This is a genomic window from Planktothrix mougeotii LEGE 06226 (assembly GCF_015207485.1).
Lineage (GTDB): Bacteria > Cyanobacteriota > Cyanobacteriia > Cyanobacteriales > Microcoleaceae > Planktothrix.
This window is the reverse complement of the sequence record NZ_JADEWU010000109.1, coordinates 1-16,030: the sequence shown is the minus strand read 5'-3', so window position 1 is coordinate 16,030 and position 16,030 is coordinate 1. Positions and strand designations below refer to the sequence as shown.

General features: G+C 37.0%; 14 protein-coding genes. 6 read left to right on the top strand and 8 right to left on the bottom strand.

Annotated elements, in window-relative coordinates; genetic code table 11:
* The 7 genes from IQ236_RS25660 to IQ236_RS25630 form a co-directional block, all read right to left on the bottom strand.
* Positions 1 to 987: AAA-like domain-containing protein (locus IQ236_RS25660; protein ID WP_193871900.1), on the bottom strand; the 987-nt coding region annotated here is incomplete at its 3' end.
* Between the two features lie 8 nt (positions 988 to 995).
* Entirely contained in the window at positions 996 to 2,645 is a 1,650-nt protein-coding gene (locus tag IQ236_RS25655) for an AAA-like domain-containing protein (RefSeq protein ID WP_193871899.1), read from the bottom strand.
* A gap of 483 nt (positions 2,646 to 3,128) precedes the next feature.
* Positions 3,129 to 4,532: a class II fumarate hydratase gene (fumC, locus tag IQ236_RS25650; protein WP_193871898.1), complete on the bottom strand. Its 1,404-nt coding sequence runs from the start codon at positions 4,530 to 4,532 to the stop codon at positions 3,129 to 3,131.
* 47 nt (positions 4,533 to 4,579) lie between these two features.
* Complete coding sequence (locus IQ236_RS25645; protein ID WP_193871897.1) at positions 4,580 to 5,209, bottom strand: tetratricopeptide repeat protein; 630 nt, start codon at positions 5,207 to 5,209, stop codon at positions 4,580 to 4,582.
* Between the two features lie 80 nt (positions 5,210 to 5,289).
* Entirely contained in the window at positions 5,290 to 5,775 is a 486-nt protein-coding gene (locus tag IQ236_RS25640) for a DUF1822 family protein (protein WP_193871896.1), read from the bottom strand.
* A gap of 27 nt (positions 5,776 to 5,802) precedes the next feature.
* Complete coding sequence (locus IQ236_RS25635; protein WP_193871895.1) at positions 5,803 to 5,946, bottom strand: hypothetical protein; 144 nt, start codon at positions 5,944 to 5,946, stop codon at positions 5,803 to 5,805.
* A gap of 108 nt (positions 5,947 to 6,054) precedes the next feature.
* The gene (locus tag IQ236_RS25630) at positions 6,055 to 6,849 is read right to left on the bottom strand and encodes a pentapeptide repeat-containing protein (protein WP_228041866.1); all 795 of its coding nucleotides are present in this window, start codon (positions 6,847 to 6,849) and stop codon (positions 6,055 to 6,057) included.
* Positions 6,850 to 7,038: 189 nt separating this feature from the next.
* Between IQ236_RS25630 and IQ236_RS25625 the strand changes: the two genes are divergently transcribed.
* The 6 genes from IQ236_RS25625 to pcrA all read left to right on the top strand — a co-directional run bounded on the left by IQ236_RS25625 (position 7,039) and on the right by pcrA (position 13,539).
* Positions 7,039 to 7,428 (top strand): hypothetical protein, encoded by a 390-nt coding sequence (locus IQ236_RS25625; protein WP_190520262.1) that lies wholly within the window; start codon positions 7,039 to 7,041, stop codon positions 7,426 to 7,428.
* A 129-nt stretch (positions 7,429 to 7,557) separates the two neighbouring features.
* Entirely contained in the window at positions 7,558 to 8,997 is a 1,440-nt protein-coding gene (locus IQ236_RS25620) for a DUF5009 domain-containing protein (protein WP_193871894.1), read from the top strand.
* Positions 8,998 to 9,004: 7 nt separating this feature from the next.
* Positions 9,005 to 9,580 carry a bifunctional adenosylcobinamide kinase/adenosylcobinamide-phosphate guanylyltransferase gene (gene cobU / locus IQ236_RS25615; RefSeq protein ID WP_193871893.1) on the top strand — a complete coding sequence of 192 codons (576 nt, stop codon included), beginning with the start codon at positions 9,005 to 9,007 and terminating at the stop codon, positions 9,578 to 9,580.
* A gap of 51 nt (positions 9,581 to 9,631) precedes the next feature.
* Positions 9,632 to 10,288: a SanA/YdcF family protein gene (locus IQ236_RS25610; RefSeq protein WP_193871892.1), complete on the top strand. Its 657-nt coding sequence runs from the start codon at positions 9,632 to 9,634 to the stop codon at positions 10,286 to 10,288.
* A gap of 63 nt (positions 10,289 to 10,351) precedes the next feature.
* Positions 10,352 to 10,996: a transaldolase family protein gene (locus tag IQ236_RS25605; RefSeq protein ID WP_193871891.1), complete on the top strand. Its 645-nt coding sequence runs from the start codon at positions 10,352 to 10,354 to the stop codon at positions 10,994 to 10,996.
* 170 nt (positions 10,997 to 11,166) lie between these two features.
* On the top strand, positions 11,167 to 13,539 hold the full coding sequence (pcrA, locus tag IQ236_RS25600) for a DNA helicase PcrA (protein WP_193871890.1): 2,373 nt from the start codon (positions 11,167 to 11,169) through the stop codon (positions 13,537 to 13,539).
* A 136-nt stretch (positions 13,540 to 13,675) separates the two neighbouring features.
* On the opposite strand, the gene IQ236_RS25595 is transcribed toward pcrA, so the two are convergent.
* Positions 13,676 to 15,838, bottom strand: coding sequence for a serine/threonine-protein kinase (locus tag IQ236_RS25595; RefSeq protein ID WP_193871889.1), 2,163 nt, complete (start codon positions 15,836 to 15,838; stop codon positions 13,676 to 13,678).
* Positions 15,839 to 16,030 lie beyond the last annotated feature (192 nt).

Sequence of the window (16,030 nt, the reverse complement as noted above, 5' to 3'; positions counted from 1 at the left end):
GGGAATGGTAACTCCTTGTAGGATTTTTTGATACATTCCTAGTAATTTTCCGATGCGATTTTGATAAAAAAATAGGCGATCTCGAATGGTTCTTAAGTGTTCGGGTTCATCTTGAAATTCCCAACTTTCAATAATTTTAGTTCGGGCTAGAGACTCAATCCAAAAAGATTCTAGTCCGGCGGGAATAATGATTTTTTGAGAGCTACTACTTTGATTAATGGTTTGGATTAATTGGCACAATTTTTGAGTTAAAAAGGGTTGTCCATTTGTCCAATTTAAAATTTCGCTTAAGACCGCTTGGGGTCGTTCAGAATAGGGCGTTAACCCCTGGGCTAAAGGTTGAGCTTCATGGAATTGAAAACCTTGTAAAAAAATTGATTTACCAATATTAAAAGGAGTCCGAGTTTTATCAGTAATTAAATCCGGGGGAGTGGCGACTCCAAAAATTGCAAAGGTTAGACGGTTATATTCAGAATAAATAGCTCGGTTGTTATAACAAAATCGAATCAAAGCAAAAAAATCATCAACGGAAAACGGTAAACTCAGAATACTATCAATTTCATCAATAAAAATAATAATTTTTTTTTGAGGAAAAAATTCAAATAATAAACGCTCTAAAAAATTGCTAAATCGTTGGGAAAATGAAACGTTTTCCTGGGTTGTCCACCAGGATTTAAAATTAAAGGTGTTGAATAAATTAAATCCTAATAATAAGCTGGTGATTGCTCCTTTATACCATTGAAGTGGCGTTACAGATTCACTCCCAATTTGGGTCATATCCAAGGTTGCACAAACATAACCTTCCTGTTTCATCCGATAAAATGTTCGGACTAATAAAGAAGATTTTCCCATTTGTCGAGCATTGAGAACATAACAAAATTCTCCCGCTTTTAAGGCTTCATACAATTCTGTATCTGCTTGGCGAACCACATAAAATAAATCATCATTACTGAGACTACCGCCGACACGATATCGATAGATTGTCATTCTTTTAATCAATATCTAAATTGCAAAAATGAACTCAATTGCACTTGATCTCTGCCGTTTCTTTTAGATTCATATAAGGCTTCATCGGCGGCTAAAAATAACGAGCCAATATCATTGGTATCAACACCGGGAATTGTAGTGGCTACGCCGATACTAATTGTAACAATCGGTGCTGGACGATTGGGCAATTGTTCTGTGTCAAAGGGAAGCGCTAAAGTTTTGAGATTCTCACGAACTGCTTCCGCAATATACAGTGCGCCTGTTGCGTCTGTTCTCGGAAGGATAATCACAAATTCTTCACCCCCATAACGAGCCACTAAATCCCCCGGACGTTGAACGACATTACGAATAGATTGAGCTACTTTTTTTAAACATTCATCTCCCATTTGATGACCATAAGTATCATTATAAATTTTAAAATGATCAATATCACATAAAATTAAAGATAAGGGAGCAATTTCCCGCATCATTCGTTTCCATTCAATCTCTATACAGTGATCAAATTGCCTGCGGTTGGCGACTTCTGTTAAAGGATCAACATAAACCAAAGCTTTTAAAAATTTATTTTCTTGTTGAAGTTTTCGTAATTTACTGGCATTTTCTTGATTTTTATTCAACAATTGCCACTGAAAATAAAGACGATAAAGTTCACAAGAACATAGACAATAATTTCCTTGTAAATTGACTAAACCTAAACTATACAATTGATAAGCAATGAGCGGTTCAATTTGAATACTGTCTGTTGCCGTTGCTACTCGTTTCATGGCTATAGCAAGTTCAGGTTTTTGTTGAAGGCTCAACGAGAGAGATTGCAAATGTTCTCGATAAATTCCGGTTAAGGTTGGAGAGGTATTTAATAACTCATCTATGTTAATGAGATCATAGCTTAAGTGATAAAGTGCAAGATGGACTAAATAGGGATGTCCTCCAACTAAATTGGATAGTTTTTTAATGTGATTATCCGTTAAATTCAGTTGATAACGTTGTGCTAAGTCCTTAACTTGTTCCAGGGTAAATACAGGTAATTCAATCGCTAAACCAATATTAAAGGGGGATTGATGAATATTTAAAGATACATAAACTTCTGTGGACTGAACTAAAATAAAATGAACCTTTTGCCAAAGTTGAGTTTGCCTTCCCTGCTCATACCAAAATCGAATCAGAGGGAGGAAATCTTGGCTAATATTTTGATACTCAAAAACCCGATTTAATTCATTAAAAGCTAAAACAATAGAGGAATTGAGTTGGGGAAAAATATGACTTTCTAAATAAACTGTAGAACTGACTTTACTCCCAATATCATCATCCCAATAATTGCTTAATTGAGGTTCAATTTTCAATTGTCGAGCGATATTAATACACAGCCACTTCAAAAATTTATTAGAATTCTCAAAAATGGCACTATCCGCTTGGAGAAAATCAATTGAAACCGTCTGATATCCTAAACTTTCAGCATAGTTTAGCAGTCTTAAAATAAAAGAACTTTTGCCCATTTTTCTAGGAGCTTTTAGTCGGAGTAAGCTCCCCGATTTTTTAATTTCAGCATAGCCTAAATTTTCGCAAGGTAGGCGTTGAATATAAAATTTAGAATCTAAAGGCAGTGGACGATCAGGAAATTCAATTGTATCTTTTGGGACAAAAGTTGGGTTTAAAGACATAATAAATACATCATTAATAGAAAAAACTTTGTTGATAATGAGTTGAAAAATAGATGGGTTTAAAATTCAAGTTTGATTCCTCCCTAGTTTGGATTGTTCTGAGGTGATCAACAATATCATTTGGGTTGATCGGTTTGCTCTAACGGTGAGTTAAAGCCTTAAAGTTAAAATTTTTATCCTTTGGGCTTGACAACGTGTCAAAACTCGACTCACATCCTAGGTTTTCAGGGTTTTTGTTTGATTTAGGCGAGGTGATTGTGATTAGCGAGTGAATTTTAGTATAGTCTACATTCACTATAGATCCTTATTTTCGTAAATTCAATACCTTTTTTTAAAAGGGGTGAATAGAAAAAAACAGACTCATCTTTAAATAAATTAAAGCTAATCTTCTCGGAAATAAAAAATTAACAGGATGATACAAGGAAATAGGGTAAAGGCTATTATTGATTAACGACCCATCCCTACTCCTTCTCTCACTTTCTTTTAAAGGTTAGGATATGCCATTTTATACGGATCTACAATGGCATCAAATTCTTCACTAGAAATATATCCTAATTCCAGACAAACTTCTTTTAACGTCAGATCTTTTTCTAAGGCAATATGGGCAACTTTGGCTGCATTATCATAGCCAATTTTAGGAGCCAAAGCCGTCACTAACATTAAAGATTGTTCAACATAACTATTAATTTTTTTACGATTAACTTCTAATCCCATTAACAAGAAATCTGTAAAATTATGGCAACTATCTGATAAAATAGCCACGGATTGCAAGAAATTAAAAATAATCATGGGTTTGAAGACATTTAACTCAAAATGTCCCTGGGAACCCGCAACACTAATCGCGGTATCATAGCCAATCACTTGTGCGGCTACCATGGTCATGGCTTCACATTGCGTGGGGTTGACTTTCCCCGGCATAATAGACGAACCGGGTTCATTTTCAGGTAATATTAATTCACCTAAACCACAACGGGGGCCACTGCCTAAAAACCGAATATCATTAGCAATTTTCATTAAGGAACACGCTAAGGTTTTTAAGGCTCCACTTGCCATCACTAAGCCATCATGAGCCGCCATAGCTGCAAATTTATTCGGGGCAGAAATAAAGGGTAATCCGGTTAATTGACTAATGCGATCGGATACTTTTTCAGCAAATCCTTGAGGCGTATTTAAGCCAGTTCCAACGGCTGTTCCCCCGATGGCTAATTCATATAAATCCGGTAAAATTATCTCCAGTCGCTTTAAATTTCCATCCAATTGTGCTACATAACCGGAGAATTCTTGACCTAACGTTAAGGGAACCGCATCTTGTAAATGGGTTCTCCCAATTTTAACAATATCGGCAAATTCTTCGGCTTTTTTGTGTAATTCATCCCGCATTTTTTTGACACTGGGAATTAACCGTTGTGTAACAGCAATGGCTGCTGCAATGTGCATCGCTGTGGGAAATGTATCGTTAGAAGATTGAGACATATTAACATGATCATTGGGATGAATCGGATTTTTACTGCCTAAGATTCCCCCAGCTATTTCAATGGCTCGGTTCGCAATGACTTCATTAATATTCATATTCGATTGGGTTCCACTTCCGGTCATCCAAACTCGCAAGGGAAAGTGATCATTGAGTTGACCCGCAATGACTTCATCGGCGGCTTGAATCATTAATTTTGCTTTGTCTGCGGGGAGTTTTCCTAACTCTTGATTCGTAATTGCAGCGGCTTTTTTCAGGATACCAAAGGCAGTGATTACTTCCTGGGGCATTAAATCATTGCCAATGCTAAAATAATAAATAGAGCGTTGGGTTTGGGCACCCCAATACCGATCGCTCGCTACTTCAATTTCTCCCATACTATCGCGTTCTTTGCGGGTTGGTTGCTGGGTTGTCATGTTAAGATTTTTCTCCCTTTAATTTAGTTGATTCGTGAATTTAAAAGTTATTGAGCCGTCAGATTTAAGACTTGTTGAATTTGTTGTGCGGCTTTATTATTTCCCTGTTGTGTATATAAACTTAAGGCTTTATTCCAAGCATTTTTAGCTTCGGCGATGTTCCCTTTTTTCCAGAACGCTTCCCCTAAATTTTTTAAGGCTTCTGCATAGTCAGCATTAATTTCTAAGGCTTTTTGATACTGTGCGATCGCTTCATCCCATTGACCTTGAGTTGCTTGTAAAAAGCCTAAAGCATTATAAGCTAAAGCATATTTAGGATTAAGGCGAATCGCTTCTTGATAAGCTTGAGTGGCTTCCTCAATTTTGCGTTGATAAAACAAAGCATTTCCGAAATAAAAATGATATTTGGCTTCTTCAGGTTGAGCTTCTACCAATTGACGAAAAATAGTTTCAGAAGCTGCATAATTTCCAGTTTTATAAAGTTGAATTCCTTGGCGAAGTGCAGCTTGTCGGCTTTGCTTTTTATCTAAACGTTGTTGTTCTGCTTCATTGGGTTTACCTCGAAGCTCATCAGCAGTCGGTAATTCATTTTGAGATCGGGCAAAGGTTGGGAATAAAAGAATAATTCCCACAATCATCGTTTGCACCAGTTTTACACGAAACAGATTTTTTTTCATATAGCGGTTTTGATCAGAAATTGTTGACTCAGGGATTGAGTTAAGGCTTGATTATAATTGAAGTTGCAATTCAAAGCAAGTTAAAATCTTCTCAGGCTCAAACTAATCAAATCGAGTAAAGCATCCAGGGGTTGTAATTGACACAGGGGGATTTCTGTACCCTTAACTTGTTCAATAAATCCTAAGAGTTTTCCTGCTTTAAACTGTTCATCTAATTCGACAATAACATAACCAATTCGATCTGACCCAACTTCCATGGGAATAGGACAAGTTTGCGATCCCATTTTAACCGCACGGCATTCTAATTTTCCTAAATGAGGAATTAATAAATCGGCACTATTTGCCACCAATCTCACAACGGAATTCCAACTATCACTCTTGAGTAAATCTGTTTCGATTCCTAACAGTTGTAAAAAATCATAAACCACTAAAACGGCAAGGGTATTGTTAAAGACTTGTTCGGCTTTTTCATCGGTGGGTTGATGTTGAGCAAAGCGTTGAGCAAGGCGACGGTTTCTTTGGGGAATTGGTAAGATAATAGAATCTTCTCCAGTGGCGTATCCCATAATTTTAAACTCTGGAAAACTACAAAATTAAGAATAAAAATACCCTTGATAATGAGCGCAAGTCTCTACAATAATCTGTTGCAATCCTCTTGATAAATTATCCATTCTTAATTTTAACTCTTCCTGAAATCCTGAATATTGATCAAAGCATTGGTCAGGATTAATTCTCATAATTACTACATCTTTTTACAAAACTTTAAAACTTTGTCGGAGGATTTATGCCCATCATAACCCCAAGTTAAATAGAGGTAAGTGATGGGCGTAGCTCATCTTAAATTCCTAACGGGGGTTTTCAACTTCCGGTTGAAAGAATAGATCTTCAGCTTGTTCCGAAGCGGGAGAAATCACACAATTAACAACATTACTAACCACACAAACAACAGGGGCTAAATCCGTTCCTTGTAAAACCGATCCTTTTAATATAGTTTGAGATAATTCTGCCCGATCAATGTTAGTATCCGCTAGAATTGTAGCCGTTAAGTTAGCACTTTCTAAAGCAGCCCGATCCAAATTAGCTCTGCGTAAATCTGCTCCTAAAAGATTAGCATTAGTGAGATTTGCTGCTTCTAAATCACTATTAAATAGAAAAGCTTGACGCAAATCAGCATTTTCTAAATTCGCTTGGTTGAGATAGGATTCGCTCAGATTTGCACTAACTAAACTGGCATCTTTTAGATTAGCTTTAATCAAATTGACTTGAGCTAAATCCGCTTGGGATAAATCCGCTTCTCTTAAATCAGCCCGTTCTAAGATAGTATTCCTTAAATTCGCATCAAATAAATTAGCAGCGGCTAAATTGGCTTGTGTTAAATCGGCATAATATAAATTTGCTTGATTCAAATTCGCGCTGCGTAAATCAACTCCTCTTAAATTAGCACCTTGTAATTGCGCTTTAAATAAATCTGCCCCTCTTAAATCAAACTGTTGCAAATTAGCTCCCCTTAAATCACATTCAGGACAACGATTTGTCGTTCTTAATCGTTGTAAATCGGATTCATTTTCGGCTTGAACAACGGGGGCAAATCCCAGTGTAGATAGAATAACAGACAATGCTAAGACTTTAAGGTTCATCATCCTCACTCCATTTTTTTAGTATTATTGCTCAACCTGTTCAAAGCCTAGGGCTTGGGAATGGGTTAAGCATTTGCCCAAATTTTATCACAAACCCCAGGAGGGGCAAGTATTTTTTGGCTAAATGATTGCCATTTCAAAAAATTGGAGTAAAATTAAGCTGTAATTAACATATTTTTTTCAGGGTAAATTATGGACAACGAAACCTATGAGTTTAATGAATCCCAAAATCAACTGATTTTGGATTTGTCTAAAAAAATGCTCTTTGTCAGTTACTTTCTAATAGCCAGTGGAATATTGGGGGCTATTAGTGGCATCATCGCAATTATGCAAGGAGGATTTGGTGGGATAGTTCAGGGAGTCGTTTTATTGGTAACAGGAATTTGGACAATTAATGCTTCAAAAGCTTTCAAATTAATTGTAGAAACTCAAGGCAATGATATTGAAAATTTGATGGGTGCTTTGGGGCAACTGCGTAAACTTTATACGCTGCAATATTGGCTGTTTATGATTGCCTTAATTTTTATCGTAATCGGTTTTATTGCAGCAATTATTTTGGCTGTTTCTGGAGGTATTGGCTAATGGAATTAATCAATAAGATTAGCTAATTTTAATTTCATCACTATCCCCTTTCAATGATATTTTCTGACCTCACGAATTACTGAGTTAACCTTTGTCTGTTAGAATTAGCAAAACGTCAGATTTTAACCCATGCAATTAGCCAACTCTCCTCCTACAAAGAGTAAACGAGTTGATGCGTTAGATGCGTTGCGAGGACTTGCAGTTTTAGCAATGGTATTATCCGGTGTAATTCCTTTTAATGGAACTTTACCTGCTTGGATGTATCACGCTCAATTTCCGCCACCAACTCATCAATTTAATCCAAAAATAGCGGGACTGACTTGGGTTGATTTAGTCTTTCCCATCTTTATTTTTTCATTAGGAACTGCTATTCCTATCGCCTTATCTCGGCGTTTATCTCAAGGATGGACAAATCTTGAAATCAGTTTTGGAATTATAAAACGGGGCTTTTTATTAGGAACTTTTGCTATTGTTTTACAACATTTTCGCCCAACGGTTATTAATCCTGAACCGAGTTCTGAAAAATGGCAACTGGCGTTAATGGGATTTGGAATCTTATTTTTAATGTTTGTTCAGTTACCTAGAGTTATTCCTAAATGGATTAATTTAGCGGTGAATTTAATCGGTTGGGGGACTGCGATCGCTATTTTAACTCAAATTCAATATCCCCATAATTCTAAATTCCCTGAATTTTCTCTCTATCGAAGTGATATTATTTTATTGGTATTAACAAATATTGTTATTTTTACCTCTTTTATTTGGTTATTCACGCGCCATCATCCCCAATTTAGAGTCGGGTTACTGGGGGTTTTATTCGCCTTAATTTTATCAAAATCAGCCGGGGGATGGATGAGCAATTTGTTATCTATTTCTCCTATTCCTTGGTTATATCAATTTGAATATTTAAAATATTTATTTATTGCTATCCCCGGAACTATAATTGGGGATGAAATCGTCAGTTATACCCAGATTGAGGATGAATATATCCCGAAAACTTGGAACCGATTTCGCCTAGGGGGAATTGTGATTTTAATGTTATTAATCATTTTAAATTTAGTCATGGGTTTACAATCTCGTTTACTCCCCCAAACCACCGGAATTAGTGTAATTTTATTAATTATTAGTTATCCCTTACTCAAAAATCCTAGCCATCCCCTAGAAGATTTACTTTATCAAATGTATCAATGGGGACTGTATGGATTAATTTTAGGATTAGCTTTTGAACCCTATCAAGGAGGAATCAAAAAAGACCCTACAACAATGAGTTATTTTTTGATAACACTGGCGATCGCAATTTTCCTGTTAATGATCTTAACCATTCTCATCGAGAGCTTTCACCAAACCCTCTGGTTTCAGTTATTCATCGATACGGGTAAAAATCCCATGATTGGTTATTTAGCCTTTGCCAACTTGTTATGGCCGATTTTAGAATTACAAGGCTGGACTCCTAAAATTGAAGCCGTAACAAATACCCCGGTTCTTGGATTTTTAAGAGGATTATCTTATACTTTAATTATAGCATTATTTGTGAGTTTATGTACTCGATTAAAATTATTCTGGAAAACCTAATTTAATCATGAATTCTGGATCGACCTCCTCTAACTTAATTGTTGTAACTGGCCCCTCCCGTTCAGGAAAAAGTGAATGGGCGGAAACCTTAGCAATACAGTCTCAAAAACAAGTCATTTATATTGCTACCTCTGCTCATGATCCAACAGATGAAGAATGGAAAAGGCGGATTCAAAAACATCAAAAACGTCGTCCGACCGACTGGAAACTATTAGAAATTCCAATCGAATTAACCGCAACATTACAAAAAATATCCTGTCAAAATAATTGTATCCTTGTAGATTCATTAGGAACGTGGTTAGCCAATCTTCTTGATCAAGATGAAACCACCTGGGAAAATACTCAAAAACAATTATTACAAACCTTGCATCAAATCCCAGGAAATGTCATTTTAGTAGCAGAAGAAACCGGATGGGGAATTGTTCCCGCTTATCCCATTGGTCGAACCTTTCGCGATCGCTTAGGGGCGTTAGTTCGTCATTTAGGCGCGATCGCCAACCGTGTTTATCTGGTGACAGGCGGTTATGTTTTGAATCTGACAGAATTGGGTTCGCCTTTAAACTCAGAATCGTCAAAAACCTGATACCCTATTTTTGAGTCAAACTTTGTCCCTGCTACGGTCAGCTTCAATTTTATGCCTAAATGGTTTGTGTTGCACTGGCGTTTTCTCTGTTTATTAATAGGTTTGGTAACACTATTAACCCCATTCCTTTTGACAGTTTATATTAAAACGGTTACAAATAATCGTCGATATTTTCAAGTCGAGAAAGTTCCCAATGAACCTGTTGCAATTGTATTTGGGGCGGGAGTTTGGGCTGATGGAACCCCCACACCGATGTTAGCAGATCGGGTAGAAGGGGCGGTAGAATTATATCGTTTAGGGCGAGTTCATAAAATATTAATGACCGGAGATAATGGCACTCCTGAATATAATGAAGTTGTTGCCATGCAGCAATATGCAGAACGTTTAGGAGTTCCGAATAAAGATATTAAATTAGATTATGCAGGATTTAGTACCTATGAAAGTTGTTATCGTGCTAAAGTTATTTTTGGGGTAGAACGAGCCGTTTTAATTACCCAAAAATATCATCTTCCCCGTGCAGTTTACACCTGTAATCAATTGGGGATAGAAGCAGTGGGTTTAGGAACACCGGACTGGGGGAAATTCAAGGATGATTCCATGAGATTTTACACCCAACGGGAAGTTTTAGCCGTAATAAAAGCTATCCTAGAACTCCATATTATTCGTCCCAAACCCACCTTTCTCGGCCCCTTTGAAGGAATGTCTTAATCAGTTGTCAGTTATCAGTTATCAGTTATCAGTTATCAGTTAAAAATTTAAAATATTATAATTATGGCTTTATATTTGGATTCTGCAATCATTTCGGAAGCGCAAATTGTCAAAGAGTGGGGATGGGTAAAAGGAATTACCACGAACCCGACTTTATTGGCAAAAAGTGAATTATCTCCTGAAGAAACTTTAAAACACTTAAAAGATTTAATTTCGGGCGAAATTTATTATCAATTAACCGCTTCGGATTTTCAAGGAATGGTTAGAGAAGGAAGAAAAGCCTTTGAATTATTAGGAGAACAAACGGTTTTAAAAATTCCTGCTACAACCATTGGATTTCAAGCAGTTGCTAACTTATCTCCAGACATTTCCTGTTCTGTTACTGCTATCTATAGTCCTGCTCAAGCCGCTGTTGCTATGGAAGCAGGGGCAAAATATGCGATCGCTTATGTTAATCGTGCAACGCGATTATTAGGAGATGGAATTGCATTAGTTAAAAACATGGCGAATATATTAGATGGAAGTCCGACCAAAATATTAGCAGCCAGTATTAAATCTCCCGAAGAAGCCGCCGCAACGTTGCAAGCAGGAGCGTATCATTTAACATTACCCTTGGAAATTTTAACCGCCATGACTACCCATAAATTATCAGAAAAAACCGTGATAGAATTTAATCAGAATGGGGTGGGAATTGACTTAGGAAGTTAGAAGAATTCTGACAATTTTTTCAGGTGTGGGCGAGAAGACCTCACCCCTACAGGCGATTTTTGTTACATCTTTTTTATGGGTTTTCTTTTCAGGTGTGGGCGAGGAGACCTCGCCCCTACGGACATCGTACAATAGAATAGAAAGTGTTGAATTCCCGTGTTTTTCTAGCCATGACTCAAACTGTTGATTTCCTTAGTCATCTCAATGCGTCTCAACGTCAAGCGGTTGAGCATTTTTGTGGCCCGATGCTGGTGGTGGCGGGGGCGGGTTCGGGTAAAACACGGGCGTTAACCTATCGCATTGCTAATTTAATTCGCAGTTATCGGGTTCATCCTGAGAATATTTTAGCGGTGACATTTACGAATAAAGCCGCCAGAGAAATTAAAGAACGAGTTGAGTCCATTTTTGCTCAACAACAAGCAGAAATCGAATTTGAAAAACCGTTTTCAGCCTTAGCTGCTGATGAACAAACTCGCTTAAAATCAAAGGTTTATCGCAGTATTACCAAACATCTATGGATGGGAACGTTCCATAGTTTGTGCGCTCGAATCTTGAGATATGATATTAATAAATATCAAGATGAAAGTGGGCGAAAATGGGATAAAAATTTTTCAATTTTCGATGAAGATGATGCTCAAAAATTAGTTAAATTTATCGTCCTCAAAGAAATGAATTTAGACGATAAAAAGTTTGAGCCTAAAAAAATTAGATATTCTATTAGTAATGCCAAAAACTTAGGGTTATCTCCTCAACAATATGCCAGAGAAAACCCGGATTATTATGGACGAGTGGTATCAGAGGTTTATAGTGCTTATCAATCTCAGTTAGCCGCCAATAATGCCTTAGATTTTGATGATTTAATTCGAGTTACCGTTGATTTACTGAGTCAAAATGAACAAGTCTTAGCGTATTGGCATCAAAAATTTGGTCATATTTTAGTTGATGAATATCAAGACACCAACCGCACCCAATATAATTTAATTCGATTATTAGTCACCAATGGCGAAAACCCCAGAACGTTCAAAAATTGGCAAAATCGCTCAATTTTTGTGGTGGGAGATGTGGATCAATCCATTTATTCGTTTCGCATGGCAGACTATAAAATATTGTTAGAATTTCAACAGGATTTTGGCGATCGCTTATCTGATGACGATACCCGGACTATGATTAAATTAGAGGAAAATTATCGCTCACGGGAAAATATTCTTCAAGTTGCTAACCATTTAATTCAACAAAATACAGAACGCATTGATAAAATTCTCCGTCCAACACGAGGAGAAGGACAGCCAATTTATTGTTATAAGGCGGATGATGAAATCGATGAAGCCAATTTTATTCTATCACAAATTCAAGGAATTAGTCAACAAAATCCAGAATTAGATTATGGTGCATTTGCCATTTTATATCGAACCAACGCCCAATCTCGCGCCTTAGAAGATGTGTTATTAAGACATAATATCCCCTATACCGTTGTCGGGGGATTAAGATTTTATGACCGCAAAGAAATTAAAGATTCCTTATCCTATTTAAGAGTCGTTGCGAACCCCGCCGATAGTGTCAGTTTGCTCAGAATTATTAATGTCCCCCGTCGAGGAATTGGCAAAACCACCATTGATGGGTTAGTTAATGCCTCTCAACAGTTAGGAATACCCCTCTGGGAAGTGATTAGTGATGAAGATTCAGTTAATACAATAGCAGGACGTTCAGCAAAATCAGTGAATCAATTTGCTCAAATTATTAAAACTTGGCAAGAACGCCTAGAAGACCATTCTGCATTGCAAATTTTAGAAGGAATTTTAGAAGATGCAGGTTATATTCAAGACTTAAAAAAAGAAGGAACTGATGAGGCAGAAAACCGTTTAGAAAATATTAAAGAATTAAGTAACGCGGTGTCTCAATTTCAAGAAGAATATGAGGATACAACCTTAAGTGGATTTTTAGCCAGTGCGTCCTTATCTTCTGATTTAGATAATTTACAAGAAGGACAACAAGCCGTTTCTTTATTAACCCTTCATGCCGCTAAAGGGTTGGAATTTCCCATTGTGTTTTTAGTCGGTTTAGAACAGGGACTTTTCCCCAATTATCGCAGTTTAAATGATCCCTTATCCATTGAAGAAGAGCGACGTTTATGTTATGTTGGTATTACTCGCGCTCAAGAACAATTATTCTTAACCCATGCTTGTCAACGGCGGTTATGGGGGTATTTAGAACCCTGTATTCCTTCGATGTTTTTAAAGGAATTACCTGAAGGATTAATTCATGGGTATATTCCTCCTTCTCAACCCAAAACAAGTAAAAGTAAGGGCACTAAAAAAGAAGCGAAATCACCCAACGAGGTTAAACAACCTGCAAAAAATGTTCAATTAGAATCGGATGTAAAAGACTGGAAAGTGGGGGATAAAGTGTTTCATCGGACTTTTGGAATTGGAGAAGTAACCCACGTTTTCTCTAATAAAGATAAACTGTCTTTAGCGATTAAATTTGGGAGCCCTAGTCCTAAAATTCTTGATCCGAAAACGGTTCCTTTACAACGGTTTAAATAATCCCGTTGTTGCGCTTCAGTAGAGCCTGTATATTCAGTCAGGGCGGGAGTCGGTTGGCGTGCCGTAGGAGTTATGAAAAATTCGGATACAATCCTATGGTTTTGGATTGGCTCCCATTCTGACTATGATCAGCTACTCAAAAAGTTGAATTCAGATTAATATTAACATCTTGAATTTGTTTTTCGGCTTGCTCTTTCGCCTGGATTGCTGCTTTATAATCAGGATGATATTGTAAGGCTTTGTCATAGGATGAAATCGCTTCTGGATATTGCTTTAAATTGACGAAAGCATTCCCCCGACTGTACCAAGATTCTGCATGATTCATTTGTTGATAAATGGCTTCATCATAGGACGCGATCGCATCTTGATAACGACCTAAATTATATAAAGCGTTTCCTCGATTATACCACACTAAATAATCCTTTTTTTGAATTTCTAAGGCTTTATCATAAGCAATTAAAGCTTCTTCATAACGTTTCAGTTGATGCAATGACCATCCCAAACTATACCAAGCTTGATAATAAGTGGGTTGAATTTTAACCGCCTGTCGAAAGGATTCAACGGCTTCTTTTTCTTTCCCTTCCTTTCCTAAGCCATTCCCTCGACTATACCAAGCTTGATAAAAATTAGGATTAAAACGAATGGCTTTATCGTAGGATTCCGTCGCGTCCCCATAACGTTTCAATTGCATTAAAACATTCCCCAAATGATACCAGGCATTCGGATCATTAAGTTTAACTTTAACAGCTTGATTATAAGCTTTAACTGCTTGTTCATAATCTTCTAAATAATGATAAGCCCTTCCCGTTTTATAGAAGGCTTCAAAGGAGGAAGGAACTCGATCTATCACTTCTTGATAAGATTGAATGGCTTCTTCATACCGTTTAAAATTCAGTAAAACGTCTCCTTTTCCGAGCCAAGCTTCTATCGCCTCTGGATTTTGTTTAAGGGCTTGTTCAAAACTGGTTAAAGCATCAGAATAGTTTTGTAACGCATTGAGAACTTTTCCCCGACCAATCCAAGCTTCTGTATAATTGGGGTCAACTTGAATCGCCTTATCATAGGCTTCTTGAGCTTGAGGATATTGTTCTAATTGATATAAGATTTTACCTTTTTCTTTCCAAGCTTCTCGATAATCGGGTTTTAAATTCAGGGCTTGATCATATCGTTTTAAAGCTTCTGGATAACGATTTAATTGATATAAAGTGTTTCCTTGATTATAGAGATCGGTTGCATTATAAGATTTGAGAGAATACCATAAATAAATCCCAGTTACAGTTGCGAATCCTATTAATCCTAATATTGATAAAAATGCGAGATAAAATTTAGGCTTTGAAGGTTGAATTTTTAAAGGTTTAAGCCAGGATTGAAAGGCGGGAATTGTAGCCACTGGAGCTTGATTTAAGCTTTTAATCGCATTTAAAGCTTCTGTTGCAGAAAAATATCGTTCTCGAAAATCATAGCGCACCATTTTATTTAAAACTTCAGCAAATTCTGGGGTGACAGTGACTTGATTTTGCCAGATAATTTCTTCTGTATCAGGATGAGTTGGTAATTGATGGGGGGCAATTCCAGTTAAGGCTTGAATGCCAATCATTCCCACTGCATAAACATCACTACTGGGTTTAGGATTTCCCCTCGCTTGTTCACTCGGCATATAACCGGGGGTACCAATACCAACACTCACCAAACTTTGATCGGGAGAGTTTAACATTTGGGTGGTAATTTGTTTAACAGCCCCAAAATCAATTAATACTAATTGATCATCAATTTTACGGCGGATGATATTTTTAGGACTAATATCTCGATGAATAACATTTTGTTGATGAACAAAATCTAATATTGTTAAAATATCTTGCAATAGAATAATGGTTTCGGCTTCGTTGAATCGTCCTTTGGGAAGATTGGCTAAAACTTGAGTTGTACTAGAATGAATTGAAGGAGCGTGAGGCGGTTGAGTTTGAATCAGTGGAAAATTTGGGGTTAATTCTTGACTTAAATCATGCCCTTCAATAAATTCTTGAACGAGATAAAATTCTTGATCTTCTTCAAAAAAAGCAAACAATTGGGGAATATGTTTGTGATGTCCTAAACGATATAAAACTTGAGCTTCGGTTTCAAATAAACGTCGGGCAATTTGTAGAGTTGTTGGGTTCGTTGCCTGGGGTTTGAGTTGTTTCACCACACATTGATGACTATCTGGAAGTTGCAGATCTTCAGCAATATAGGTATGGGCAAATCCTCCACCCCCTAATGATTGCACAATCCGATACCGTCCGCCCAGTGTGGTTCCCTGCATATTCCTAGATAATGATTGACGATATTTAACGTTAAGTTCCGCCTGGGTTTATTTTATAGCAGGAAACAAGGAATAGGGAACAGAAAATCTAGCACTTCCCATTACAGTTAAAACCGTCTAAATCATAAAACTCATTCCCATCTCCCCATCTCCCCTTATCTCCCTGTCCCCTTGTCTCCCCTTCCCCTTGTC

Coding starts and splice junctions, on each gene's coding strand:
- IQ236_RS25595 (WP_193871889.1), bottom strand. CDS start 15,838: ATGCAGGGAACCACACTGGGCGGACGGTATCGGATTGTGCAATCATTA.
- IQ236_RS25635 (WP_193871895.1), bottom strand. CDS start 5,946: ATGAGAATTAATCCTGACCAATGCTTTGATCAATATTCAGGATTTCAG.
- fumC (WP_193871898.1), bottom strand. CDS start 4,532: ATGACAACCCAGCAACCAACCCGCAAAGAACGCGATAGTATGGGAGAA.
- IQ236_RS25610 (WP_193871892.1), top strand. CDS start 9,632: ATGCCTAAATGGTTTGTGTTGCACTGGCGTTTTCTCTGTTTATTAATA.
- IQ236_RS25630 (WP_228041866.1), bottom strand. CDS start 6,849: ATGATGAACCTTAAAGTCTTAGCATTGTCTGTTATTCTATCTACACTG.
- IQ236_RS25605 (WP_193871891.1), top strand. CDS start 10,352: ATGGCTTTATATTTGGATTCTGCAATCATTTCGGAAGCGCAAATTGTC.
- pcrA (WP_193871890.1), top strand. CDS start 11,167: ATGACTCAAACTGTTGATTTCCTTAGTCATCTCAATGCGTCTCAACGT.
- IQ236_RS25645 (WP_193871897.1), bottom strand. CDS start 5,209: ATGAAAAAAAATCTGTTTCGTGTAAAACTGGTGCAAACGATGATTGTG.
- IQ236_RS25620 (WP_193871894.1), top strand. CDS start 7,558: ATGCAATTAGCCAACTCTCCTCCTACAAAGAGTAAACGAGTTGATGCG.
- cobU (WP_193871893.1), top strand. CDS start 9,005: ATGAATTCTGGATCGACCTCCTCTAACTTAATTGTTGTAACTGGCCCC.
- IQ236_RS25655 (WP_193871899.1), bottom strand. CDS start 2,645: ATGTCTTTAAACCCAACTTTTGTCCCAAAAGATACAATTGAATTTCCT.
- IQ236_RS25625 (WP_190520262.1), top strand. CDS start 7,039: ATGGACAACGAAACCTATGAGTTTAATGAATCCCAAAATCAACTGATT.
- IQ236_RS25640 (WP_193871896.1), bottom strand. CDS start 5,775: ATGGGATACGCCACTGGAGAAGATTCTATTATCTTACCAATTCCCCAA.